We start from the raw sequence: 21,668 nt of genomic DNA on the forward strand, positions 1-21,668 counted from the left end.
TATGGTCATGCACTTCGCCGTGGAGAGATCGTTCCGGTCAAGCGATGAGTCGAGACGCGCGCCTGACTCTGCCAATCAACGACAATCCGGCGCGAGGGCAACGCCTTTCACGTCAGGTTCCGCCAGCAAAACGGAACACATGCCACGATGAACCCCGCCCGGCGCTGCCAGGCGGGGTGTTGGCGGGAGCTTGTCCGATGAATAAGGTCGCCGGGTCGGGCAGCCTTATTCCGTCGTCGGGGATACGGCATGCGCGGGCTGAATTGTGGGGGCTATGCGCCCCCGCTCCCAAAGCTCCACACCGGAATGCCGAGCTTCTTGGCTTTATCGGCGAGATTATCCTGGATGCCGGTGCCGGGAAACACCATGACACCAATCGGCAATGCCTCCAGCATGGCGTCATTCCGCCGGAACGGGGCGGCCTTGGCGTGCCGGGTCCAGTCGGGGCGGTAGGCAATCTGCGTTACCTTGCGCGCATCGGCCCAGGCAGCGGCGATGCGCTCAGCGCCCCTCGGGCTGCCGCCATGCAGCAGCACCATGTCCGGGTGCTTGGCATGCACGCGGTCGAGCTTGTCCCAGATCAGCATGTGGTCATTGCACTCCATCCCGCCGGTAAAGGCGATTTTTGGGCCGGCTGGCAGCAGTGGTGCGATCTGCGCCTGGCGCTTGGCGGTAATGAAGTCGCGACTGTCGATGAGGGAGGCGGTCAGCGCCCGGCGATTGACCATCGAGCCCGCGCGGGGCCGCCAGGCGGTGCGTGTGTGCCGTTCAAACTGCTCGGATGCCTGGTCGCGGAAGAATTCCAGGCAGTCCCGGCGTTCCAGCAATGTCTGTCCCTCCGCGGTCAGCCGTTCCAGTTCGACCGAGCGGATTTCTGAGCCATCCTGCTCCTTCTGGCTGCGCTTTTGCGCCTGCTCGTTATCGTCGAGCTGCCGTTCAATCCGCCCGGTGGCGCGGTGGAACAGATTAACCGTGGCCCAGAGCAATTCCTCGAGGTCAGGCTCCAAGCGCGTGTCACTCAAGGTGGCGGTGAAAGCATCGAAGATATCCGCGATTGCCCCGGCAATCAGCGGCGCTTCGGGCAAAGGCCGCGGGTCAGGCTCGTCCTGGCCGGGATGGTAGCCGTAGAGTTGCAGTTCGCTGAGGATATGCGCGGTCGGTGAGGATGCATGGGGTGGCTCATAGCCGGTATCGTCATGCTCGCGGGTCATGGGATGCTCCTGTTTGCCGGAAGCCCGCGCCCATCGCGGCCTTCCATGGCGATCCAGGCCGTGGGCGGCGGCGGCCTGCACCCGCAGGGCCGGAGCGTAAGCGGAGGATGGCGGCGGGGCCGCTATTTTGTCTCGCGATGCAAAGCCCCGGGGCGGCGGAAAATAGCGGCCTCGCCGCCATTGCGGGCCGCCGCCGCCCACGGCACAGAGCGCCCTCTCGGAAGGCCGCCGGCGCGGCCTCGTGGTAGGCAGGTGCATGAAGTGCCCAACGGGCGCGATGATCCCGGCGTTAGCGGGCCATCATCTCGTCATCCGCCAGACTAAATCTCAGCCGGACACCAAGAAGCGTTGCGCGTCCTCGGGCGCCAGTTGCACCCGCAGGTTTGCCCGCAATTCAGCGACGCCAAGTTCGCGGAGGTCATCGTTGAAATCGCCAAGGCGGGGCGAGAGCGTGATCGCCTCGACCCCGGCGGCAATAGCGCGTTCCGTCAAGCTTGCCATGGCACGGTCACCGGCCGCATCGGCGTCACGGGCGATATAGAGCCGGCGCAGCCCAGCGGGGAGCAGGAGGGCGGCCAGATGCCCGGCCGAGAGTGCGGCCGCCATCGGCATGGCGGACAGCACGCAGCGCAGGGACAGCACGGTCTCGATGCCTTCGCCAGCCATGAGCAAACCGTTCACCGGTTCGCACTCCAGCCCTGGCGCGGTGCCAAACCGCCCCGCATGGCCCAGCAGCAACCCCAGCGCCCGGCGTGGCGTTGCCAGTGGTGCCTTACCCAGCCGGATGGGATCAAGCGGGGCGCACCCGTCTGGATCAAGCCAGGTGCGCTGGATACCAGTGATACGGCCATCGAGGTCCGTGACCGCTGCGATCAGTGCTGGCCAAGGTTTGGGCTGTGCCTCCGGCGTCGCACGGTGGAAACAGCGCGGATGGAACCGCAAGGCATCGATTCCGATAAGTGCCTCTGGCGTGATGCCGCGCCGGTGCAAATAGGTTTCAGCAAGGGTGCCTGGGAGGGGCTGCGCCATGCCGAACAACCGCCTGGCGGCGCGTTGGGCTTGGGCGGCATCAGGGGCGGGATCACAGCCGTCGTCCGCCTGGGGCTCAGGGATGGCACAAGAGCCCGGTAAACTGGGCAGATGGCCCAGAGGGCGGCAGCAGTGTTCGTAACCCGCAGTATGATCATCCCCTGTCAGCCCCAAAAACCGCCTTGCCTCCTCGGCCACCTCCCGAAATTCCGTCAGGCCGCAGTTTTCCCGGATCAAATCCAGTAAATCGCCATGCGTGCCCTCAGCTGCGTCTTGCCAACGCCCGGCAGCCCCCTTGCCCGTGACGCCGCCCGTAAGACGCACAAACAAGGACCGCCCCGGCGTGTTATGAACATCCCCCACCAGCCAATAACGCCCCTCGCGCCGCCCGGCTGGCAGATATAATACCGGCACACAGCCTCGGCTTGCCGCGCCAGCATCTGTGCCAGCTCGGCCACCGGCATGGAAAAATCAGGCTTGGGCATCGTTGCCCCTCCATCGCTACAGATTGCCTCCAATCCGGCTCCACCCTCGGCGTTGAGCCGAACAGCGCAGCCTATCGCCCAGCCCTGCCCGTGCGCTACTTCCGAATCGGAAGTGCGCGGGCGCCGTCCCCTCGCAACTCTTCCACTCGACCAAGGTCTATGCTATAGGTGACCATCTAACTGGTCAGGAATACCCCATGGGCAATGTCAGTCTCGCCGACGCAAAGGCACATCTCAGCGAGCTGGTCGAACGGGCCGCCGCCGGCGAGGCCGTGGGTATCACCCGCCGGGGCAAGCCGGTAGCGCAGATCGTCTCCGCCAATACGCCGCGCAAGCCGGTCAGTCTCAGTGCCTTGCAAGCCGTGACCAGCGCCATGCCGAAACAGGCGGAACCCGCGCGCGAGACAATCCGCAAAATGCGCGATGAGGCGCGCTATTGAGCCTGTATCTCGACACGTCGCTACTGGTTGCCGCCCTGACGAATGAAGCCGAGACCGAGCGCATGCAGGCCTGGCTGGCCGCGCAACAGGCTGGAGACCTCGCCATCAGCGACTGGGTAGTCACCGAATTCTCCTCGGCCTTGTCGGTCAAGCTGCGCACCGGCCAGTTGCAACCGGCGCATCGTGCCGATGCCCTAGCCATGTTCACACAATTGGCGGCCGAAAGTTTCTTGCACCTGGCTGTCGGCGGGCTGCAATTCCGCACCGCCGCCCGCTTCTCGGATCAATACACGCTGGGTTTACGCGCGGGCGATGCTCTGCATCTCGCCATCTGCGCGGATCACGGCGCCACCCTGTGCACGCTCGACCGCCGCCTCGGCGAGGCAGGCGCGGTACTCGGCGTAAAGACGATGCTGCTGTAACCCCCCACGCAAAATGGGCCGTCCCCCTGCCAGGTCCGGCCCATCCGCATTGGTCATGATTGGTCATGGATTGCCCAGAGCATCGGTCTATCCGCTCTCCTGCCCGTCGATGTCGGCAAGACAATCTGACAGAAACTCCGTGGTCGAGCAGGCTTTGATCGCATCGGCGGTGATGAACAGCGCCATGCCGCCAAACCCGTCGGCACGCATTTTTGAACAGGTAAACGCCGTTGTCACGGTGATGTAGCGCAGCTTGGTGGAACGCCGCACGATATCCTGGAGAATCACCTCCCAGGACACGCCGCTCATATCCAGTTCAACGGATGTATCATCCGCGGCAGCGTTTTTGAGTTTTTCTTCCACATAGGCGCGCACCTGGCTGTCACTGCTACGGGCCGTGTCCAGCGCCGCGCTGAGTTCGGCGCGATTGACCAAGATCAGATCCGAGGGTCCCTGCCAGGAATGGAAATAGGTTCCGCCGCCATCTGCGTCCGCATCGAACATATGCGAGAGCAACAACAACTCCAGGTTCGTCATGTCCGCGTTCGGGATGATCTCCGGGATCACGGTCGGTAAAAAATAATCCGCCATGTCGGCCTCCAAAAATGCAAAACCCGGCACGGGGCCGGGTTCTGTGTTGAACAAGATAGATGGTGAAAGCCGATGTTCAGGCGGCATCGGCTTCAAATGGATCGAGCAGTCTATGCAGCGCCATGGCCCGGCCCATCCAGGGTTCGGGGCGGATGGCTTTGATCCAATCCGCGAAGCCTGGTATGAAGCCAAGGTCTTCACGAACGTGCTGCTCGCCGATCAAACGCACAGGTACGACACGCCCCGTCGAGATCGTCATGACATGGCCGAAAAATCTCTCCGCCATAAAAATGCCCTCGGCATGATGGCGAAGTGCCCGGTGCCGAAAATCCGATGAGATCATCTTGCTCTCATCGAACCAAGAATGTAGCGACAAAAAATCTTCCGCCGTGCCGCCCCATTTTTTCGCGGAGGATAAAGCGTGATGGTAAGGATGTGCCATTGCCGCCTCCTCAAAATTCATGGGAATAATTTTCGGTGGCGGTATAACGCTCATTATAATCGAGCGTGATGCTGCCCGCCGTCACGTCGAACGTAAAATCGCCATAGGCTCCATCATTGTTCTCCCAGCCGCAATGCGTCTGCACGAGAAAATCATAGGATAGCGCCTCGATGGCTTCACGTACCGTGTGGGTCTGGCGCTCGATGTCCGGGCTATCCCAACCGGGCCGAAAAATCTCGATCCGCTCATCCGGCAATTCAACGGCAACATCGCCGCTCTGGGCCGTGATGTCTTCGATCTGGCCGCTATCCCCATAGCCGTCGAAATTCACGATCACGGCGGTGATGCTATGTTCCGCCAGAATGCCGAACAGCGTTTTTTTGTTGTCCGCGAGCACGGCGCTCGCACGCTCCCGATACGCACGTTCTTTTTGTTCCCATGAAGCCAAAAATGCATCGGGACTGGCAGGCGCTTGCTGGCCAGGTGTTGGATTGTGATTGTCTGACATGATCTGTCTCCAGAAATGCAAAACCCGGCACGAAGCCGGGTTTGAATTGAGGTTGGATGAGGAAATAGACCCGAGGCAGCCTTTGGGCCGCCTCGGGGTTCTGGGATCACTCCGCCGCGATCTCGTGCGGCTCGAGCTGTTCATGGTCTTCGGCGGACGGAAGATCGGCTACCTCAGCCTCCTCGCCGGTCGCATCCGCGCTGGCGTCGGCGAAGGCACTATGCGTGGCTTCTGCAGCAGGATCTGCCGGCATCGCCATGGTCTCCATGCCTTTCGTGCGCAGTACCTCGGGCAGCCAGCCGGTACCCGCCAGCGCCTGCGCGGCGGCCTCGGCCATGTCGCCCTTCTTCAGACCCTCCAGTCGTTGCGCGGCCTGCTCGCCCTTGGCTTCGCTTACGGCCTCGAGGATGCGCGCTTTGGTCACCCGGCCGAGGTAATTCTCCACATTCGGCGCCCAGCCCGCAGCGGCCAGGTCGAGTGCCAGAATATCCGCCAGCCGCGCGGCATGCGCCAGCGCGCGGGGACGGCGGTTATAGGCATCGTGCATGCCGTTCAGCGTCAGCGCCACGCAATGCGCGAACAAAGCCTCCCGACTATCGCTGTCAAAATCGGTGAGGGCATCCCAAAGTTCGGCTGTATCCTCCGGCAATTGCGCCGCCCAAGTCTCGTGCCGCGCGTCGACCCGCTCGGCCAAGGGCGTGTCCGCCAAGCCCGGTGCCTGAGCGCCGAACATCACGCTCTTGGCCTCGATCTCCAGGCAGGAATCCGCGCCATAGCGGTAGAACAGCCGCAGGCACAGCGCGTGCAACAATGCCAAATAGGCAATGCCGGGCTCATTGCCCAACGCCTCGCGCAGCGCCAGCGTGCGATAAGCGGTCAGTTCGGTCAGCAACCGGTCCGGCAAAGGTTTCAGCCCGTCTTCCTCCTCCGTCTCCGCCTCGGGTTCCGCCACGTCGGAGTCAGCGCCAGCCACGGCATATTCATTCTGCCCCTGTGCATTGTCCTCCGCGACCAATTCGGCCTCATCCGCTTCTTCGACCACCACCGGCTCATCCCCGGGCCGCACATAGCCGCGCTCAACACGTAGCTTGCCGCTGCCATCGATGCTGACAAACGCCCCCGCCATAGCGATCTCGACGGAATCATATACCGGCGGGCGCTGGGTCAGCGCATCGATCTCCGCCTCGATCTCATTGAGCCGGGCATCGGCCTCATCGGAGAATTCATCTGCCGCGGCAGCTTTCTCTTCGATCCGCTCCGCCTCGGCCCGCAACGCCTCGACCTGGGCGATCTCATCTTCGGTGAGCGGACGGCGCGTGCCCGGAATGCGCCGCATGCCGTAGCTGTGGCCATACGGGAATTCGGGAGCCTGCTCGACCCATTTCCAGCCCTCAGCACGGATCGCATCGGCATCGCGCTCCAGTCTCTCCGCCACGACGCGAGCCAGCAGCCCGACATCCTGCAGCCAGCCGCCATCATCTTGCTGGAACAGATCGCGCATGATGGCACCGCCCGCCGCGACATATTCCTCGCCGGCATATTGCGCCCGCTTGTCCGAAGCGCGCACCGCGCCTTCGGTCAGCATCCGGCGTATCTGGTAGGGCTCTTTGTTGTAGGAACGTTGCACCGCCTCCCACACCTGCTCCTGGCGCTCGTGGTCGGGGCTGACGGAGAACGCCATCAGTTGCTCTAGCGTCATCTCATCCTCAGCATAAACCTCAAGCAGCCGAGGCGAGACGGCAGCCAGGCGCAGCCGCTGCTTCACCACCGAGACCGCAACAAAAAACACTGCCGCGATCTCCTCCTCGCTCTGCCCTTTCTCGCGCAGCGCCTGAAACGCCCGGAACTGATCCAGCGGATGCAGCGGGGCGCGCTGCACATTCTCCGCCAGGCTGTCTTCCTCGGCGATGCCCTCGGTGCGCACCACGCACGGGATAGGCGCGGTCCTGGCCAGACGCTTTTGCCGTACCAGCAATTCCAGCGCCCGGTAGCGCCGCCCGCCGGCGGGGATTTCAAACATGCCGGTCTCGGCACCCGCCTCATCCAGCACCGGCCGCACGGTGATGCTCTGCAGCAGCGTACGCCGGGCGATATCCGCCGCCAGCTCCTCGATCGAGACGCCCGCCTTCACCCGCCGGACATTGGCCTGACTCAGCACCAGCCGGTCAAACGGAATATCGCGCGAGGCGCTCAGCGTGATTTTCTGAACAGTTTTCGTGGTTTTACCCATGGGACAAACTCCATGACGGGCGGCCCGGAGCCACTCTCCGCGCCTATCACCCGTCACCAAGCGCCCAGCCGCCCTCTGCCTCTCAGCGCTGGACCCGGCTCAGGCTCAGCCGTTCAAGCCCGCCCGCCCCACAAAACAAGCCGTGGACCTGCTCCCCGGCCCACGGCTTGCACACACGCATATTTTAAACCTCACGCCAACGCACGCCGCTCAGGCCACCCGGTCGAGCAGCAGCTTGGCTTTGCCCTCCAGCTCCAGCCGGGCATCCTGATGCGGGCGCGTCCGCGCCAAAGCGGTGATGCCTTGCACGAAGTCGAACACGCTCTCCGGCGGGTGGCCTTCCTCTTCCAGCACGGTGGCGATGATCTTTGCCGTCTCGCCTTTGCTGAAGCCGCGCTTGCGCAAGAAACTCTCGCGCTCATCATCCTGGCGGGCGACAATCTGTTCCCGTGCCGCTTTAATCCCCGCCACGAACGGCGCCGGCGAGGAATTGGCAAAGCGCCGCAGCGCCGGTGCAGCCTCATGCGCAAAACGCTGGGTGGCGAATTTGCTGTGCCGGATGCTGATCTCCTGGAAGTCCTCCGCCCCCCAGATGTTCCGGTTGGCGCACACCGCGCGCAGATAAAACGATGCGATACCCAACGTCTTCGAGCCCACCTCGGAATTCCAGCAATAGAATCCCCGAAAGAACAAATCCGGCTCACCATTCGCCAACCGTCCGGCCTCGATCGGATGCGTGTCATCGACCAGGAACAAAAACACGTCCCTGTCGCTGGCATAGAGCGTGGTGGTCTCCTTCGTCACATCCACAAACGGGTTATGCGTCATCGTCGCCCAGTCCAGCACGCCCGGAACTTTCCAGTTCGTATCGCCAGTGCCGTTGCCGGCAATCCGCATCACCGCCGAAACCAGCTCATGGTCCCAAATCCGCCCATAATCCGGCCCTGTGACCGCGCGCAGTTCCACCCGGCCGTCATCACTCTCCAGCGTCTTCACCAGCTCGGCGCGATGGTTGAGCAGCCCGTGCTGCAGATTGATCCCGGCCAGCGGGCCGGGCAGATCCCGCAAATACCCCGCCGGTGCGCCCACCAGCCCGCAAAGCTGCCCAAAACTCCAATGCGTCGGCACTACCGGCCGCTCCTGCCCCGGCACGATCAGCGCCAGGTTCTCACCGTCATCGCGCCGCGCATCCACCCGGATCGCCCGGCTCTCCACATTCCGCGCCTCCGCCCGCTCCGCCCGGGCACGGACCGCGCCATACAGCTCAGGCAGAGACAAAAGGCGCTCATCATCGGGCCGCGAAAACCATTCCGACGACACCCGCCCCAATCGCTCGCCCTGACTGACATCGACCTTAAAACCCGTCGCCCCAGCCCGGCCAGCGTTGGACCCTATAGCCGCAACTGCGGCAGACGCATTGATGTTCATGGCAAATCTCCATGACAGGCGCCGGAAGACACTCTCCCGACCCAAAACCCGTCATGAAAAATCCAGCCAAACTCTGGCTCTCGTTACGACCAGAAGGGTCGATACCGGGACAAATTCCTAACGCGACCAGACATTGGATGTCTCCGCCATGCGACCAACACAGTGTACAAGAGAGCTGACCAAAATACAGTTCCAGCGGCATAGGCAAAATATTGCTCATAGCGTCGGGTAAATTCCACGACGCTGGTTTCTTGACCTAATACTTTTAATTCCATATAAATGGAATTATGGAAAAAGTGGACGTTCTAGCCGCGCTGACCGCGCTGGCCCAGGAAACACGGCTCGATATATTCCGGCTTCTGGTGCAAACTGGGCCTGGCGGCATGCCTGCCGGGCAATTGGGCGAACAGCTCAACCTGCCGCCCGCCACGCTCTCCTTCCACCTCAAGGAATTACGCCATGCCGGGCTGGTCAGCTTTCAGCGGGAAAGCCGCTCGCTGATTTATTCAGCCGAGTTCACCAACATGAATGCGCTGCTCGCCTATTTGACCGAAAATTGTTGCCTGGGTGATGCCACCGCCTGTGGCGTGGGGGCATGCGATGGAACAAAGCTCGACAAACCAAAACGGCCGAGGCTGACATGACCCAACGCGCCTTCAACGTATTGTTTCTCTGCACGGGCAATTCCGCGCGCAGCATCATGGCTGAAGCGGTGTTGAACAAGTGGGGGGCGGGAAAATTTCATGCCTATAGCGCGGGCAGCCATCCCAAAGGTTTCGTGCAACCCATGGCTTGGACGCTGCTCAACTCCCTTGGCCTACCCGTTGAAGGGCTACGCAGCAAAAGCTGGGATGAGTTCGCCGCCGCCGATGCGCCGGAGATGGATTTCATATTCACCCTGTGCGACCAGGCGGCGGGCGAAACCTGCCCGGCATGGCCTGGACGGCCCATTACCGCGCATTGGGGCATGTCTGACCCGGCGGCCATTGACGGTTCAGAGGTCATCCGCATGCAAGCCTACCGCGAAGCGCTGCGGGCGCTGGAAAACCGGATCAAAATTTTCACTGTGCTGCCCTTTGCCAGCCTCGACCGGATGGCGCTGGCGCAGCGTGCCGGGGCCATTGGCCTCTTGAACACAGATAGCGCCACGGAGACCCCATGATGAGCGTGACGATTTACCATAACCCGGATTGCGGCACCTCGCGCAACGTGCTCGGGCTGATCCGCAATAGCGGTGTGGAACCGGCGATTATCGAATATCTGAAAACCCCGCCAAGCCGCGCGGTGTTGGCGGGGCTTGTCAGCCAGATGGGCGTGAAGCCGCGCGATGTGCTGCGCCGCAAAGGCACGCCCTATGATGAGTTGGGGTTGGATAATCCAGCTTTAACGGACGATCAGCTCCTCGACGCGATGATGGCGCACCCGATCCTCATCAACCGGCCAATTGTGGTGACGACGCTGGGCGTGAAACTCTGCCGCCCTTCGGAAACGGTGCTGGAGATTCTGCCCGATCCCCAGCGCGGGGCCTTTACGAAGGAAGACGGCGAAATCGTCGTGAGCGCGGCCACCACCATCACGCATAATCTGTAAGGAGCAAGCGGCATGACCTGGGAAAAAGCCGTTCTCATCCTCTGCACGGGCAATTCCTGCCGCTCGCAGATGGCGGAAGTGATCCTGCGCCAGGCATTGGGGGGCGCTGTGCGCGTCCTCTCGGCGGGCACGCGCCCGCAGCCCAAGGTGGCAGACGGTGCCATCGCGGCACTGAAACTGGCCGGGCTGCCAACCGAAGGGCTCTACCCAAAAGACATTGACGCGGTGATGAACGACGAGATCGATCTCGTAGTGACCGTGTGCGACAATGCCAAGGAAACCTGCCCGGTCTTCCCCCGCCCCGTACCGCGCCTGCACATCGCCTTCCACGACCCGCATGGCGAGCCTCTGGAAAGTTTCATCAAGGTTCGTGACGACATCAGCGCCCGGCTGGTGCCCGCCGTGAGCGCAGCGCTGAGCCTGTAAGGAGTCGCCATGTCAGTTCAATGTGACGTAACCGCCAAGGCGGCCGCCGGGGCGAAGATGAGCGTGTTCGAGCGGTTTCTCACCCTCTGGGTGTTTCTCTGCATCATTGCCGGAATTCTGGCCGGCCAGATGGCGCCGGGGTTGTTCCAGGCCGTGGGGCGCATGGAAATCGCCCAGGTCAATCTGCCGGTTGGCATTCTCATCTGGGTGATGATCATCCCGATGCTGGTGAAGGTGGATTTTGGCGCGCTGCACGAGGTGAGGCAGCATGTGCGCGGCATCGGCGTGACGCTGTTCGTGAACTGGCTGGTGAAGCCGTTTTCTATGGCGCTGCTGGCCTCTGTGTTCATCGGGCATCTGTTCCGCCCGCTGCTGCCGCCTGGGCAGATTGATAGTTACATCGCCGGGCTGATTCTGCTGGCCGCAGCCCCCTGCACGGCCATGGTGTTCGTCTGGAGCCGGCTTTCAAACGGCGATCCGTTGTTCACCCTCTCGCAGGTGGCGATGAATGACACCATCATGGTCTTCGCCTTCGCCCCCATCGTGGCGTTGCTGCTGGGCATTTCATCCATCTCCGTGCCCTGGAGCACGCTCATCACCTCGGTTGTGCTTTACATCATTATTCCGGTTGTCATCGCGCAAGTCTGGCGCAGGCATTTGCTGGGCGGGGGGCAGGCGGTGTTCGATGCCGCGATGAGCCGGATCGGCCCCTGGTCCATCCTCGCCTTGCTGCTCACACTGGTGCTGCTGTTCGCCTTTCAGGGAGAGGCGATTCTGCGCCAGCCGATGGTGATCGTGATGCTTGCCATCCCCATCCTCATCCAGGTGTTCTTCAACTCGGGCCTTGCCTACGTGCTCAACCGGCTGGTGGGCGAGAAACATAATATCGCCTGCCCCTCAGCACTCATCGGCGCGTCGAATTTTTTTGAACTGGCGGTGGCGGCGGCAATCAGCCTGTTCGGTTTCAACTCCGGCGCGGCGTTGGCAACGGTGGTGGGCGTGCTGATCGAGGTGCCGGTGATGCTGCTGGTGGTCAAGATCGTGACGGCATCAAAAGGATGGTACGAGCATGGTGCCGCCCATGGCTGATCTCGCCATGCCCAACATCGTCGAATCCTGCTTCGCGCCGGTTGACCCATCCCGCCTCCAAGGCGCGCCGCCTGTATCGCATAAGCCACGCATCCTGCTGCTTTACGGCTCGGTACGCCCACGCTCCTTCAGCCGGCTGGCGACAGGGGAAGCCGCGCGGATTTTACAGCGTTTTGGTGCCGAGACACGCTGCTTCAACCCCTCGGGCCTGCCGCTGCCCGACGATGCCGAGGTCAGCCACCCCAAGGTGCAGGAATTGCGCGACTTGGTAAGTTGGAGCGAGGGCATGGTATGGTGCTCGCCCGAGCGCCACGGCGCCATGACCGCCATCATGAAGGCGCAGATCGACTGGATTCCCCTGGCGCTTGGCGCCGTACGCCCCACCCAGGGCAAAACCCTGGCTGTGATGCAGGTTTGCGGCGGTTCGCAGAGTTTTAACGCGGTCAACCAGCTTCGCATTCTGGGCCGCTGGATGCGCCTGATCACCATCCCCAACCAGTCATCGGTGGCGAAAGCCTTCGCGGAATTTGACGAGAATGACCGCATGAAACCCTCCGCCTATTATGACCGCATCGTGGATGTGATGGAGGAGTTGGTGAAATTCACTCTGCTGACACGCAACTGCGCCGATTACCTGGTGGACCGCTATAGCGAGCGCAAGGAAAACGCCGAGGAATTATCCCGGCGGGTCAATCAGCGGTCCATTTAAAACCAGCCAGACTTGAGGCTGACTGGCAGGCGCGTGGGCTGGCGGGGTGGCGGCTTACACCGCGCGCTTGCGGAACAGCCAGGCTGCGGCCAGCAGGCTGCAAAAACCCAGCGCCGCCATCGCCGCATAATCGGGCAAGAGTGCCGCAAAGCCGGGCTGCTCCAAAAAGCAGCGGCGGATGATGACGAGCGCATAGCGCATCGGGTTGATGAGCGTGAGCCATTGCACCGGCACCGGCATGTTGGCGATGGGCGTGGCAAAGCCGGACAGAATGATGGATGGCACCATGAACAAAAACGCCCCCAGCAATGCCTGCTGCTGCGTGGCCGCGAGGGACGAGATCATCAGCCCGATGCCGGTTACCGCGATGGTGAACAATACGAGACCGGCATAAAGCTGCAACAGCCCGCCCTGAAACGGCACGTGAAACCAGAACACCGTGGCGGCGATGATGACGCTGGCCTCGATGACGCCGATGATGAGGCCGGGAATGCTCTTGCCGAGCAGAATATCCATCTGGGTCAGCGGGGTCACGAGAATCTGGTCGAACGTGCCGGCCTCGCGCTCGCGCGCCACCGACAGGCCGACCACGAGCAAAGTCACAACCTGGGTCAGCAACGCCACGATGCCGGGGATGATGAACCAGTGCGAGTCGAGGTTTGGATTGTAAAGCGCGCGCGGCTCCAGCCGCGCGAGCGGTGCCGGGGCGCCATGCGCGGTGGCCCAGACCGAGCCTTCATCGGAAATGATGCTGTTGGCATAGCCCAGAATGAGCAGCGCGGTGTTGGAGTTGCGGCCATCGACGATGACCTGCACCGGGGCGGGCTGATGCGTGAACAGGTCGCGCGAGAAACGCGGGTCGATGTCGAGCACCATTTCCACCTGCCGGGACTCGATCAGCGGCTTGATGTCACGCGCGCTGTGCAATTGCGCCACTTGCTGAAAGGCGGGTGCCCCGGAAAACGCCGCCACTAGATCGCGCGAGGCCACGCTCTGGTCCTGGTCATATACCGCGAAAGGGACATGGTTCAGGTCGAAGCTGGCGGCATAGCCGAAGACGACGAGCTGGATGAGCGGCGGGCCGATGAGCACCATGCGGCTTTTGGCATCTCGCAGAATGGCGAGAAATTCTTTGATGATGAGGGCAAGCAGATGATAGGGCATTGGCTTAATCCAGCCGCTTGCGCGAAGCGCGCCGGGCCAGGCCCAGAAACAGCACGGCCATGATCAGCAGCGCGAACAAATTGGGCAGCACGACCGCCCACACCGTGCCCGCCAAAAACAAGGTTTGCAGCAAGGCAACGAAGTAACGCGCGGCGACGATGTGGGTGATGAGCTGGATCGCGCCGGGCATGGAGGAAATATCGAAGATGAAGCCTGACAGGATGAAGGCCGGCAAAAATGTGGTGATGATGGCGATCTGCCCCGCTACGAACTGGTTTTTCGCCACGGTGGAAATCAGCAGCCCCATGCCAAGCGCGGCCAGCATGAACAACGCGCTGGCCAGCGTGAGCACCAGAAGCGAACCATGCAGCGGCACACCGAACAGAAACACCGCGATGAGCACCGAAAGCGCCATGCCGCCCATGCCCAGCAGAAAATAGGGGATGATCTTCGAGAGCAGAATTTCAGCCACGCTCACAGGGGTGACCATCAGCGCCTCCATGGTGCCGCGCTCCCATTCCCGGGCGATCACCAGGGCGGTAAGCAGCGCGCCCGTGAGGGTCATGATCACCGCGATCAACCCCGGCACCAAATAGTCGCGGCTGCTGACCTCGGGGTTGAACCAGATGCGTGGCTGCACGCCAATGGGGAACGGGCTGGCGGCACCTGCTTGCATGGCTTGCTGGGCGAGCCAGTTCACCCAGCTCTGCTGCACGTAATTCTCGATCAGCCGGGCATTATTGGCGTTGATTCCATTGACAAACTCGCCAATCGCCGGGCTGTGTCCCGCCCGCATTTGCCGTGAAAAATCGCCCTGCATCCAGATAAAACCGTCGATCTGGCCATTGCTCAACGCCGTTTGCGCGGCGGCGGCGCTGGAAAAATCGCGCGGCGAGAAATAGGGTGATTGCCGGAATTGCGCGGTAAAACTCGCCGCCGCCGCGCTGGGCTGGTCCGTCACGATGCCCAGCCCCACATGCCGCGCGTCCAGTGAGACGCCATAGCCGAACAGCAGCAGCAGCATCGCGGGAAGAATGAAGGCGATGGCGAGCGAGGACGGGTCGCGCAAAATCTGCAAAGCCTCCTTGCGGATCAGCCCCGCCAGCCGCATAGCGCCGCCGCTCATGCCGCCGCCCCGCGGCGCGTATCAGCCTCAATTAGCGCGATGAAAGCATCTTCCATCGTCGGGTCCGGCGCGGCCGGACCACTCGCAGCCTGTTTCAGCTCCTCGCTGCTGCCGGCAGCAAGAATCCGCCCCTGTGCCATGATGACCAGATGGTCGCAATACTCCGCCTCATCCATGAAATGCGTGGTGACGAGAACCGTCACGCCAGCCTCCGCCAGGGCGTTGATGCGTTGCCAGAATTCACGCCGCGCCAGCGGGTCGACACCGGAAGTCGGCTCATCGAGAAACAGAATGTCAGGCTCATGCATGAGGGCGCAGGCCAGGGCCAGACGCTGCTTGAAGCCCAGCGGCAAATCCCGCGCCGTGGCACCCTGCACCTGCCGCAGCTCGAATTCCTCCAGCGCCCAGCCGATGCGCGCCGCCTGCCGGGCGCCGCTCAGCCGGTAGGCGGCACTGAAGAAGCGTAGGTTTTGCAGCACCGATAAATCGCCATAAAGCGAGAATTTTTGCGCCATATAGCCCAGCCTGGCGCGCGCCGGGGCCGCGGCGCGGCGCAAATCAAACCCGGCCACGCGCAATGTGCCCTCACTAGCGGGCAGCAGGCCGCACAACATGCGGAAGGTGGTGGATTTACCGGCGCCATTGGCCCCCAGCAGGCCAAAAATCTCGCCGCGCCGTACCGTGAAGCTGATATCATCCACGGCGCGGAAAGCGCCAAAGAGCTTACTCAGATGCTCCACCTCGATCACCCGTGTGCCGGGTTCCGATGCGGCCGCGCGCGGAGCTGGCGCCGTTGCCGGGGTTGGCGCGGTTTGCTTCAACAAATCGACAAACCGGTCTTCAAAGCGCGGCGCCACTGGGACGATGCTGGCTTCCCCTAGCCTCGGCACACCGACAAAATCCGGCGCCCGCGCACTGGCCATCACCAGCCGCACCGCCTCGCCCTGGATCAGCGCGTCCGCTACGCCGGGCTGGGCGGCCAGGAGCGCCTGCGCGGCACGCTTTGAAAGTGCTGGCGTGCGCACAAGGAAGCTCCGCCCCGCCATGGCGGCGGTAAAGTTGCCGGGCTGGCCCTCGCCAATCAACCGCCCCTCATGCAACAGCAGCACCTCGTCGCAACGCTCCGCCTCGTCGAGATACGCGGTTGAAACCAGCACGCTCATGCCTGAGCCGCGCACGAGATGATCGACGATGTGCCATAATTCCCGCCGTGAAACAGGGTCCACCCCCACGGTCGGTTCGTCCAGCAGCAGCAGGCGTGGCGCGCGGATGAGTGTGCAGGCTAGGCCCAGCTTCTGCTTCATGCCGCCCGAGAGCTTTCCCGCCAGCCGGGAGGTGAAGCGGGCCATGCCGGTCATCTCCAGCAGGGTGGCGAACTGGGCGGCACGCTGAGCGCGGGGCACGCCCTGCAAATCGGCATAGAGGGTTAGGTTCTCGCTTACGGTTAAATCCTCATACAGCCCAAAACGCTGCGGCATGTAAGAGAGCATGCCCTGCACTGCCAATGGGCTTGCGCCCACGTCAACGCCAAACACACGGATGGCACCCGCATCGGCGCGCAATAATCCGGCGATGAGCCGCATCAGGGTTGTTTTCCCGGCGCCATCGGGGCCGATCAACCCGGTCACCAGCCCCGCCTTGGTGCGCGCCGAGATGCCGTCGAGCGCGGTGACCTGGCGTTTGTCCAGGCTAAACCGCTTGCTCAGCCCCGCGATTTCCAGCGCCAGCGGGTTAGTGGCTGGTGGCATGGCTGGTGCAGGCTTGCGGCCCGCGCGGCGCGTTGACCTGTATGCTCTGGTTCAGCGTGATGCTCACCGTGGCGGGCATGCCAAGCCGCAATTGCCCATGCGGGTCGCAAGCATAAACTCGTATCTGATAAACAAGCTCGGCCCGCAGATCAGGCGTCTCTACATTTTTAGGCGTGAATTCCGCTGTCGGCGAAATATACCCAACCCACCCCTCGTAAAGATTTCCGGGGTAGGAATCGGTGCTGATTTCGGCCGCCATGCCGAGCCTGATCTTGCCCATATCGCTCTCCGGCACATAGGCCCGTACCCAGATCGGGTTGATAAGCGCCAAGGTATAAACCGGCATGGCGGGTGAGGTCATGTCACCTGGCTCCTGCACGCGCTCTTCCACAACGGCATCGGCAGGGGCGTAGAGTTTAGTGTCTTTATATTCCTGCGCGGCCAGCGCCGCGTTGGCTTGGGCAGCGTCATAAGCGGCCTGGGCCGCGGCTATATCCTCCGCGCGCGGCCCCTTCACCGCCAATATGTAAGCCTGTTTGGCTGCCTCATAGGTCTGTTTGGCGTTCTGGTATGCGGCGAGCGCGTCGTCACGCTGCTGGATGGTCGCGGCCCCGCCCGGCGCCAGCGTGGCGTAGCGGCTGTAATTGGCGGCATCGTTCCGGTATACCGCTTCCAGCGCGTCCATCTGCGCCTTGGCCTGGGCGACTTGCTCGGGGCGCGAGCCCGCCAGCAAAGCCGCCAGCACCTGCTTCTGGTTGGCGGCCTGGGCGGTAGCGGCGGTCAGCGCATCGGCGAAGCGGCTTTGGTCGAGGGTGGCAAGTAATTCGCCGGGGTGAACCCGATCCCCTTCCTGCACCAGCATCTGGCTGATCCGCCCGGAATCATAGAACGCCGCATCGACTTCACGGATATCGACATTGCCATATAAGGTCAAGCTGTTGCCCGCCGCCTCGCGGCCGCGCAGTACGAGCCATATCCCCCCGGCCATGAGCACCAGCGCCAGGCCCGCGCCAATGAGCCGCGCTTTTCTGGCCAGCTTCATATTTCATCTCCACCGCCGCGCCGCAGCGATTGCGTGGCACCAACAGCCCTCAAACGGCAAACCACCCGGCCACCTCTGCGCGGTCCGGCACGCTGCCTGCATGCACGAGTTTTTCGTCGATCATCACGGCTGGCGTCCGCATCACCCCATGGCGGGCGATCTCCGCTATGTCCTGGATTTTCTCGATCCGCGCCTGCACATTTTGCGCGGCCACAACCTCCTCCACGATTTGTTGGGTGGCCTTGCATTTGGCGCAACCACTGCCGAGAATTTTGATCGTTTTCATGAAATGACCTCCAAGATGAAAAACCGTGCAATCCTCACATGACTGCATTGAACACATAACCGACGATGATGATCCCAACCGTGACCACGCCGGCGAACAGGGCGATGAGCTTTGGCCGCATCACTTTCTTTAAAATCATGAATTCAGGAAAGGACAAGGCGGTAACAGACATCATGAAGACTAGCGTCGTGCCCAGCGCGGCCCCCTTGCCCAACAGCGCCTGCACCACGGGAATGATGCCTGCGGCATTGGAATACATCGGCACGCCGATCAGCACCGCCAGCGGCACCGACCACCAGGCGCTCCGTCCCATCAGATGCGCCATGAAATTCTGCGGGACATACCCATGAATCCAGGCGCCAACCCCAACGCCCGCGACAATATACGGCGCGACCTTCAAGACGATATCGCGCACATGCGACCAGCCCTGGGCAAAGCGCTCAGCCCAGCTGGGCACGGTTTCGGTGGCGGCGATCGCGGAAATTTCAAAGACCCAGGGTTCAACCAGCCCCACCGGATTGAACCGCCCTATGACCAGCCCAGCCGCGATGGCCACGGACAAGCCCAATCCCATGTAAAGCAGCGCGATCTTCCAGCCGAACAGGCCAAACAGCAAGGCCAGCGCCACCTCATTGACCATCGGCGATGACACAAGGAAGGAGAAGGTGACTCCAAGCGGCACACCGAATGTCAGGAAGCCGATGAACAGGGGCACCGCCGAGCACGAACAGAACGGTGTGACAATGCCCAACGCCGCCGCCAGCACATTGCCCACGCCATGGCGTTTGCCCGCCAGAATGGCGCGGGTCTTCTCGGGAGAAAAGAAGGTCTGAATGACACCGACGATGAACACGATCAGCGTCAGCAACATCAACACTTTCGGAACCTCGAACATGAAAAAACTCAATGCCGAGGCCAAATGTGAGTGAGGGTCGATCCCCAGCAGGGCAAAGAGATACGCCGCGAAACCATTCGCGGCAGTTTGCAACTGGCTGTAGAGGGCAAGCCAGCCCAGCACGAACAGCACCGGCACGGCCCAGGGCCGCCAAACGGGTCCATGCGGGGCTGGTGTTGGTGAGGACAAGGGGATGCTCATGATAAACTCCGCCGCGGTTCCGTAATCACCTCTGAAGACGCGAAACCAGGCAAAAGGACGCAAAAATAATTCACCCCCGCGCATCCTGCGGCACATGGCAACAAACCTGCCCTGTCTGTTTGTCAAAGCGCACCCCGCACTGGCCAACCAGAATCTCCCGCAGCTTGGCGCGGGCGCGCTGAACACGGGATTTGGCCGCCGGCAAGCTCAACCCGCGCAATGCCGCATAGTCGCGTTGCGTCATCCCCGCGATCTCGCAATGCTCGAGGGCATCCCGGTCTTCCTGCGCAAGAGTCGCCAAGGCTTGGGGCAGACATTGTGCCAAGGCCTCCACGGGTGAAGTCTCTTGCGATAGGGCTGGCAAGTCATCGGGTACGGGCTCAAACACCCGGCCCCGACGGTGCCGATCCGCCACGACGTTGCGCGCGACCTGAAAGAACCACGCGCGCGGATGTTCGATCTGGCAAAATTGACCGCCCTGAAGCGCCGCTTTAAGGAAAACCTCGTGCAATACATCTTCGGTCGCGGGCGCGTCCGCCAGGCGGCGATGCAAAAAAGACCGTAATTCGTCCTTCTGCGCCTCCCAACTGCGCCACATGCACGGAGCAATCATGACCCCTTCCCCTCGAGACTTGGCGACTCACGCCGCAGGCCCGCAACTTATTGACGAACCTTAAAAACCATTTCACCCGACGATAACCACCACCATACAAAGACGCTAACCACCACCATACAAAAATGTCCTTGACGTCGATCAAGCATCACGTCCCTTCTGCTTCAAAGGCAAGCCCCCGGTACCAACCCTGAGATTACCTTTGACCCCGGTCAATGCGCGTATCCGCCGGGATGCTAAATTCACCCCTGTCAGGCAGTGGGCCTGCCATACCTTTCGACCACGCCACGCTGTCCATTGGCCCGCGCTGATCAGGAGAAACTTCGATGCTGGACTATTCCATCCGCGCAGTACGCCGGGACCACCATGGCAGCCTCGCTACATGCAAGCAGGCCGAACTTGAGATGGATACCGATCCTGCGGGCGGATCCGATGCGTTCAACCCCGCCGAGCTGTTGCTCGCGGCCGTTGCCGCTTGCATGCTGAAGAACCTGGAACGCGTCGCACCAATGCTGACGTTCCGCTTCTCCAGCGCCGAGGTACGGGTTCATGCCGTGCGGGAGGATCACCCGCCCAGACTTACCCGTATCGACTACGAGATCGTGCTCGATACGGACGAACCGGACCGGAGGCTTGAGCTGATGCACGAGAACATCCGCAAATACGGCACCATCTTCAACACTATCGCCGCGGTGGTGGAACTCACGGGCACGCTGTCACGGCGCGCTCCAGCGGATTGACCCGGGCCAGTTCATATTGCCGCCACAGCTAACAGACTTCACGTGAAAAGAAAGGAATTCGGTGATGGCTCACAATGAAGTCGTGATTTGCGCGCCCCAGCGTTCTGCAATCGGCACGTTTGGCGGCAGCTTGAAAACCATGACAGCACCGGCGCTGGGCGCTGCCTGCATCAATGCCGTTCTCTCCCGCGCTGGCTTGGCCGTTGATGCAATCGGCACCGTGGTGATGGGCAACGTGATCCAGGCTGGAACCAAAATGAACCCCGCCCGCCAAGCTGCGATCGCCGCTGGCTTGCCAGTCACTGTTCCAGCACTGACCGTAAACCGTGTCTGCGGGTCCGGCGCGCAGGCAATCATCTCGGCCGCGCAAGAGGTGATGCTGGGACTCATCGACAGCGCCATCGCCGGTGGCATGGAAAACATGGACCTAGCGCCCTATCTACAACGCGAAGCGCGTTGGGGCTATCGCATGGGGCCTGGCGTGCTGGCCGATGCAATGCTGGAAGACGGCTTGAACGACGCCTTTTCCGGTCAGCATTCTGGCTGGCATACCGAAGACTTGGCAAACAAGTTTGAAATTAGCCGGGCGGCGCAGGACGCCTGGGCGTTGCGTTCACAAACCAGATTTGCCGCGGCGCAGGCCTCGGGCAAGTTCGCAAGTGAAATTGTGCCCATTGAACTCCCGTCTCGCAAGGAGTCAATCCATTTCGGGCACGACGAACATAACCGGCCGGATACCAGCGCTGAGAGTCTGGCGGCGTTAAAACCGGCATTCCGCAAGGACGGCACCATAACTGCCGGCAATGCCCCCGGGCTGAACAGCGGTGCTGCCGCGATGATCGTCGCTGAGGCGGGCTGGGCAGCACGCCATGGGCTCGTACCGATGGCGCGGCTGGTATCATATGGCATCGGAGCGGTGGAACCTGGGTTCTTCGGCCTCGGCCCAGTACCCGCGGTTCAGCAGGCTCTGGATCGCGCCGGATGGCGTATCGGTGATCTGGACCGGATCGAGATCAACGAAGCCTTTGCCGCCATTGTGCTTGCGGTCATGCACAAACTTGGCCTCCCCGAGGACATTGTAAATGTCGAGGGCGGCGCCATCGCTCATGGCCACCCGATTGGGGCAACCGGCGCGGTGCTGACCACAAGATTATTGCACTCCATGGCGCGCGATGGGGTCAAACGCGGCATGGTGACGCTGTGCATCGGCGGCGGTCAGGGAGTAGCGCTTGCGTTAGAACGCATCGTTTAGC

The 21,668-nt window shown here is 62.2% G+C and carries 24 protein-coding genes; 10 read left to right on the plus strand and 14 right to left on the minus strand.

Going from position 1 to position 21,668, the window contains the following annotated elements; genetic code table 11:
- Window positions 1-272: 272 nt before the first annotated feature.
- Together MXAZACID_RS16705 and MXAZACID_RS16710 are read right to left on the minus strand one after the other, a co-directional pair.
- On the minus strand, window positions 273-1,211 hold the full coding sequence (locus tag MXAZACID_RS16705) for a DUF2493 domain-containing protein (RefSeq protein ID WP_008495714.1): 939 nt from the start codon (window positions 1,209-1,211) through the stop codon (window positions 273-275).
- Between the two features lie 327 nt (window positions 1,212-1,538).
- Window positions 1,539-2,564: a toprim domain-containing protein gene (locus tag MXAZACID_RS16710; protein ID WP_371137082.1), complete on the minus strand. Its 1,026-nt coding sequence runs from the start codon at window positions 2,562-2,564 to the stop codon at window positions 1,539-1,541.
- 358 nt (window positions 2,565-2,922) lie between these two features.
- Between MXAZACID_RS16710 and MXAZACID_RS16715 the strand changes: the two genes are divergently transcribed.
- Both MXAZACID_RS16715 and MXAZACID_RS16720 read left to right on the plus strand, forming a co-directional pair.
- On the plus strand, window positions 2,923-3,165 hold the full coding sequence (locus tag MXAZACID_RS16715) for a type II toxin-antitoxin system Phd/YefM family antitoxin (RefSeq protein WP_008495718.1): 243 nt from the start codon (window positions 2,923-2,925) through the stop codon (window positions 3,163-3,165).
- Window positions 3,162-3,587, plus strand: a complete 426-nt coding sequence (locus tag MXAZACID_RS16720; protein WP_008495719.1) for a type II toxin-antitoxin system VapC family toxin — start codon at window positions 3,162-3,164, stop codon at window positions 3,585-3,587. The genes MXAZACID_RS16715 and MXAZACID_RS16720 overlap by 4 nt, the downstream gene beginning before the upstream one ends.
- An 87-nt stretch (window positions 3,588-3,674) precedes the next feature.
- Here the strand turns inward: MXAZACID_RS16720 and MXAZACID_RS16725 are convergent, their stop codons facing one another.
- The 5 genes from MXAZACID_RS16725 to MXAZACID_RS16745 all read right to left on the minus strand — a co-directional run bounded on the left by MXAZACID_RS16725 (window position 3,675) and on the right by MXAZACID_RS16745 (window position 8,621).
- On the minus strand, window positions 3,675-4,232 hold the full coding sequence (locus MXAZACID_RS16725) for a hypothetical protein (RefSeq protein WP_240376726.1): 558 nt from the start codon (window positions 4,230-4,232) through the stop codon (window positions 3,675-3,677).
- Window positions 4,233-4,254: 22 nt separating this feature from the next.
- Entirely contained in the window at window positions 4,255-4,620 is a 366-nt protein-coding gene (locus MXAZACID_RS16730) for a hypothetical protein (RefSeq protein ID WP_039885740.1), read from the minus strand.
- A 10-nt stretch (window positions 4,621-4,630) separates the two neighbouring features.
- On the minus strand, window positions 4,631-5,128 hold the full coding sequence (locus MXAZACID_RS16735; RefSeq protein ID WP_051060416.1) for a DUF6878 family protein: 498 nt from the start codon (window positions 5,126-5,128) through the stop codon (window positions 4,631-4,633).
- Window positions 5,129-5,234: 106 nt separating this feature from the next.
- Window positions 5,235-7,358 carry a ParB/RepB/Spo0J family partition protein gene (locus tag MXAZACID_RS16740; RefSeq protein ID WP_008495724.1) on the minus strand — a complete coding sequence of 708 codons (2,124 nt, stop codon included), beginning with the start codon at window positions 7,356-7,358 and terminating at the stop codon, window positions 5,235-5,237.
- Window positions 7,359-7,568: 210 nt separating this feature from the next.
- Entirely contained in the window at window positions 7,569-8,621 is a 1,053-nt protein-coding gene (locus tag MXAZACID_RS16745; protein WP_371137083.1) for a DUF932 domain-containing protein, read from the minus strand.
- A 452-nt stretch (window positions 8,622-9,073) separates the two neighbouring features.
- On the opposite strand from MXAZACID_RS16745, the gene MXAZACID_RS16750 reads away from it, so the two are divergent.
- Genes MXAZACID_RS16750 through arsH form a run of 6 tightly spaced genes read left to right on the plus strand, consistent with a single transcriptional unit; the run spans window position 9,074 to window position 12,600 of the window.
- Complete coding sequence (locus MXAZACID_RS16750; RefSeq protein ID WP_008495726.1) at window positions 9,074-9,430, plus strand: helix-turn-helix transcriptional regulator; 357 nt, start codon at window positions 9,074-9,076, stop codon at window positions 9,428-9,430.
- Complete coding sequence (locus tag MXAZACID_RS16755; protein ID WP_008495727.1) at window positions 9,427-9,948, plus strand: arsenate reductase ArsC; 522 nt, start codon at window positions 9,427-9,429, stop codon at window positions 9,946-9,948. The genes MXAZACID_RS16750 and MXAZACID_RS16755 overlap by 4 nt, the downstream gene beginning before the upstream one ends.
- On the plus strand, window positions 9,948-10,376 hold the full coding sequence (gene arsC, locus MXAZACID_RS16760) for an arsenate reductase (glutaredoxin) (protein WP_008495729.1): 429 nt from the start codon (window positions 9,948-9,950) through the stop codon (window positions 10,374-10,376). The genes MXAZACID_RS16755 and arsC overlap by 1 nt, the downstream gene beginning before the upstream one ends.
- Before the next feature lie 12 nt (window positions 10,377-10,388).
- Window positions 10,389-10,802, plus strand: a complete 414-nt coding sequence (locus MXAZACID_RS16765) for an arsenate reductase ArsC (RefSeq protein WP_008495730.1) — start codon at window positions 10,389-10,391, stop codon at window positions 10,800-10,802.
- Window positions 10,803-10,811: 9 nt separating this feature from the next.
- Window positions 10,812-11,891 carry an ACR3 family arsenite efflux transporter gene (gene arsB / locus MXAZACID_RS16770; RefSeq protein ID WP_008495731.1) on the plus strand — a complete coding sequence of 360 codons (1,080 nt, stop codon included), beginning with the start codon at window positions 10,812-10,814 and terminating at the stop codon, window positions 11,889-11,891.
- Window positions 11,884-12,600 carry an arsenical resistance protein ArsH gene (gene arsH / locus MXAZACID_RS16775; RefSeq protein WP_008495732.1) on the plus strand — a complete coding sequence of 239 codons (717 nt, stop codon included), beginning with the start codon at window positions 11,884-11,886 and terminating at the stop codon, window positions 12,598-12,600. The genes arsB and arsH overlap by 8 nt, the downstream gene beginning before the upstream one ends.
- Window positions 12,601-12,654: 54 nt before the next feature.
- Here arsH and MXAZACID_RS16780 read toward each other — a convergent pair whose 3' ends face one another.
- The 7 genes from MXAZACID_RS16780 to MXAZACID_RS16810 all read right to left on the minus strand — a co-directional run bounded on the left by MXAZACID_RS16780 (window position 12,655) and on the right by MXAZACID_RS16810 (window position 19,660).
- Entirely contained in the window at window positions 12,655-13,764 is a 1,110-nt protein-coding gene (locus MXAZACID_RS16780) for an ABC transporter permease (RefSeq protein ID WP_008495733.1), read from the minus strand.
- Window positions 13,765-13,768: 4 nt separating this feature from the next.
- Window positions 13,769-14,890, minus strand: a complete 1,122-nt coding sequence (locus tag MXAZACID_RS16785; RefSeq protein WP_039885735.1) for an ABC transporter permease — start codon at window positions 14,888-14,890, stop codon at window positions 13,769-13,771.
- Window positions 14,887-16,638: an ATP-binding cassette domain-containing protein gene (locus MXAZACID_RS16790; RefSeq protein WP_008495736.1), complete on the minus strand. Its 1,752-nt coding sequence runs from the start codon at window positions 16,636-16,638 to the stop codon at window positions 14,887-14,889. The genes MXAZACID_RS16785 and MXAZACID_RS16790 overlap by 4 nt, the downstream gene beginning before the upstream one ends.
- Window positions 16,622-17,680: an efflux RND transporter periplasmic adaptor subunit gene (locus tag MXAZACID_RS16795; protein WP_008495737.1), complete on the minus strand. Its 1,059-nt coding sequence runs from the start codon at window positions 17,678-17,680 to the stop codon at window positions 16,622-16,624. Before MXAZACID_RS16795 ends, MXAZACID_RS16790 begins: the two co-directional genes overlap by 17 nt.
- 49 nt (window positions 17,681-17,729) lie before the next feature.
- Window positions 17,730-17,966: a thioredoxin family protein gene (locus tag MXAZACID_RS16800; RefSeq protein ID WP_008495738.1), complete on the minus strand. Its 237-nt coding sequence runs from the start codon at window positions 17,964-17,966 to the stop codon at window positions 17,730-17,732.
- 34 nt (window positions 17,967-18,000) lie between these two features.
- On the minus strand, window positions 18,001-19,062 hold the full coding sequence (locus MXAZACID_RS16805) for a permease (protein ID WP_083878884.1): 1,062 nt from the start codon (window positions 19,060-19,062) through the stop codon (window positions 18,001-18,003).
- Window positions 19,063-19,132: 70 nt separating this feature from the next.
- Window positions 19,133-19,660 carry a sigma-70 family RNA polymerase sigma factor gene (locus tag MXAZACID_RS16810; protein WP_008495740.1) on the minus strand — a complete coding sequence of 176 codons (528 nt, stop codon included), beginning with the start codon at window positions 19,658-19,660 and terminating at the stop codon, window positions 19,133-19,135.
- 341 nt (window positions 19,661-20,001) lie between these two features.
- On the opposite strand from MXAZACID_RS16810, the gene MXAZACID_RS16815 reads away from it, so the two are divergent.
- Together MXAZACID_RS16815 and MXAZACID_RS16820 are read left to right on the plus strand one after the other, a co-directional pair.
- Window positions 20,002-20,415, plus strand: coding sequence for an OsmC family protein (locus MXAZACID_RS16815; RefSeq protein ID WP_008495741.1), 414 nt, complete (start codon window positions 20,002-20,004; stop codon window positions 20,413-20,415).
- A gap of 64 nt (window positions 20,416-20,479) precedes the next feature.
- The gene (locus tag MXAZACID_RS16820) at window positions 20,480-21,667 is read left to right on the plus strand and encodes an acetyl-CoA C-acyltransferase (protein ID WP_008495742.1); all 1,188 of its coding nucleotides are present in this window, start codon (window positions 20,480-20,482) and stop codon (window positions 21,665-21,667) included.
- Window position 21,668 lies beyond the last annotated feature (1 nt).

It is taken from the genome of Acidocella sp. MX-AZ02, assembly GCF_000306035.1.
Classification (GTDB): Bacteria; Pseudomonadota; Alphaproteobacteria; order Acetobacterales; family Acetobacteraceae; genus Acidocella; species Acidocella facilis.

Bases quoted from the DNA above. Each gene is read 5' to 3' on its own strand.
- MXAZACID_RS16705 (WP_008495714.1), bottom strand. From the start codon at position 1,211: ATGACCCGCGAGCATGACGATACCGGCTATGAGCCACCCCATGCATCC.
- MXAZACID_RS16715 (WP_008495718.1), top strand. From the start codon at position 2,923: ATGGGCAATGTCAGTCTCGCCGACGCAAAGGCACATCTCAGCGAGCTG.
- MXAZACID_RS16730 (WP_039885740.1), bottom strand. From the start codon at position 4,620: ATGGCACATCCTTACCATCACGCTTTATCCTCCGCGAAAAAATGGGGC.
- MXAZACID_RS16735 (WP_051060416.1), bottom strand. From the start codon at position 5,128: ATGTCAGACAATCACAATCCAACACCTGGCCAGCAAGCGCCTGCCAGT.
- MXAZACID_RS16740 (WP_008495724.1), bottom strand. From the start codon at position 7,358: ATGGGTAAAACCACGAAAACTGTTCAGAAAATCACGCTGAGCGCCTCG.
- MXAZACID_RS16750 (WP_008495726.1), top strand. From the start codon at position 9,074: ATGGAAAAAGTGGACGTTCTAGCCGCGCTGACCGCGCTGGCCCAGGAA.
- MXAZACID_RS16755 (WP_008495727.1), top strand. From the start codon at position 9,427: ATGACCCAACGCGCCTTCAACGTATTGTTTCTCTGCACGGGCAATTCC.
- arsC (WP_008495729.1), top strand. From the start codon at position 9,948: ATGAGCGTGACGATTTACCATAACCCGGATTGCGGCACCTCGCGCAAC.
- MXAZACID_RS16765 (WP_008495730.1), top strand. From the start codon at position 10,389: ATGACCTGGGAAAAAGCCGTTCTCATCCTCTGCACGGGCAATTCCTGC.
- arsB (WP_008495731.1), top strand. From the start codon at position 10,812: ATGTCAGTTCAATGTGACGTAACCGCCAAGGCGGCCGCCGGGGCGAAG.
- arsH (WP_008495732.1), top strand. From the start codon at position 11,884: ATGGCTGATCTCGCCATGCCCAACATCGTCGAATCCTGCTTCGCGCCG.
- MXAZACID_RS16780 (WP_008495733.1), bottom strand. From the start codon at position 13,764: ATGCCCTATCATCTGCTTGCCCTCATCATCAAAGAATTTCTCGCCATT.
- MXAZACID_RS16785 (WP_039885735.1), bottom strand. From the start codon at position 14,890: ATGAGCGGCGGCGCTATGCGGCTGGCGGGGCTGATCCGCAAGGAGGCT.
- MXAZACID_RS16790 (WP_008495736.1), bottom strand. From the start codon at position 16,638: ATGCCACCAGCCACTAACCCGCTGGCGCTGGAAATCGCGGGGCTGAGC.
- MXAZACID_RS16795 (WP_008495737.1), bottom strand. From the start codon at position 17,680: ATGAAGCTGGCCAGAAAAGCGCGGCTCATTGGCGCGGGCCTGGCGCTG.
- MXAZACID_RS16800 (WP_008495738.1), bottom strand. From the start codon at position 17,966: ATGAAAACGATCAAAATTCTCGGCAGTGGTTGCGCCAAATGCAAGGCC.
- MXAZACID_RS16805 (WP_083878884.1), bottom strand. From the start codon at position 19,062: ATGAGCATCCCCTTGTCCTCACCAACACCAGCCCCGCATGGACCCGTT.
- MXAZACID_RS16810 (WP_008495740.1), bottom strand. From the start codon at position 19,660: ATGTGGCGCAGTTGGGAGGCGCAGAAGGACGAATTACGGTCTTTTTTG.
- MXAZACID_RS16815 (WP_008495741.1), top strand. From the start codon at position 20,002: ATGCTGGACTATTCCATCCGCGCAGTACGCCGGGACCACCATGGCAGC.
- MXAZACID_RS16820 (WP_008495742.1), top strand. From the start codon at position 20,480: ATGGCTCACAATGAAGTCGTGATTTGCGCGCCCCAGCGTTCTGCAATC.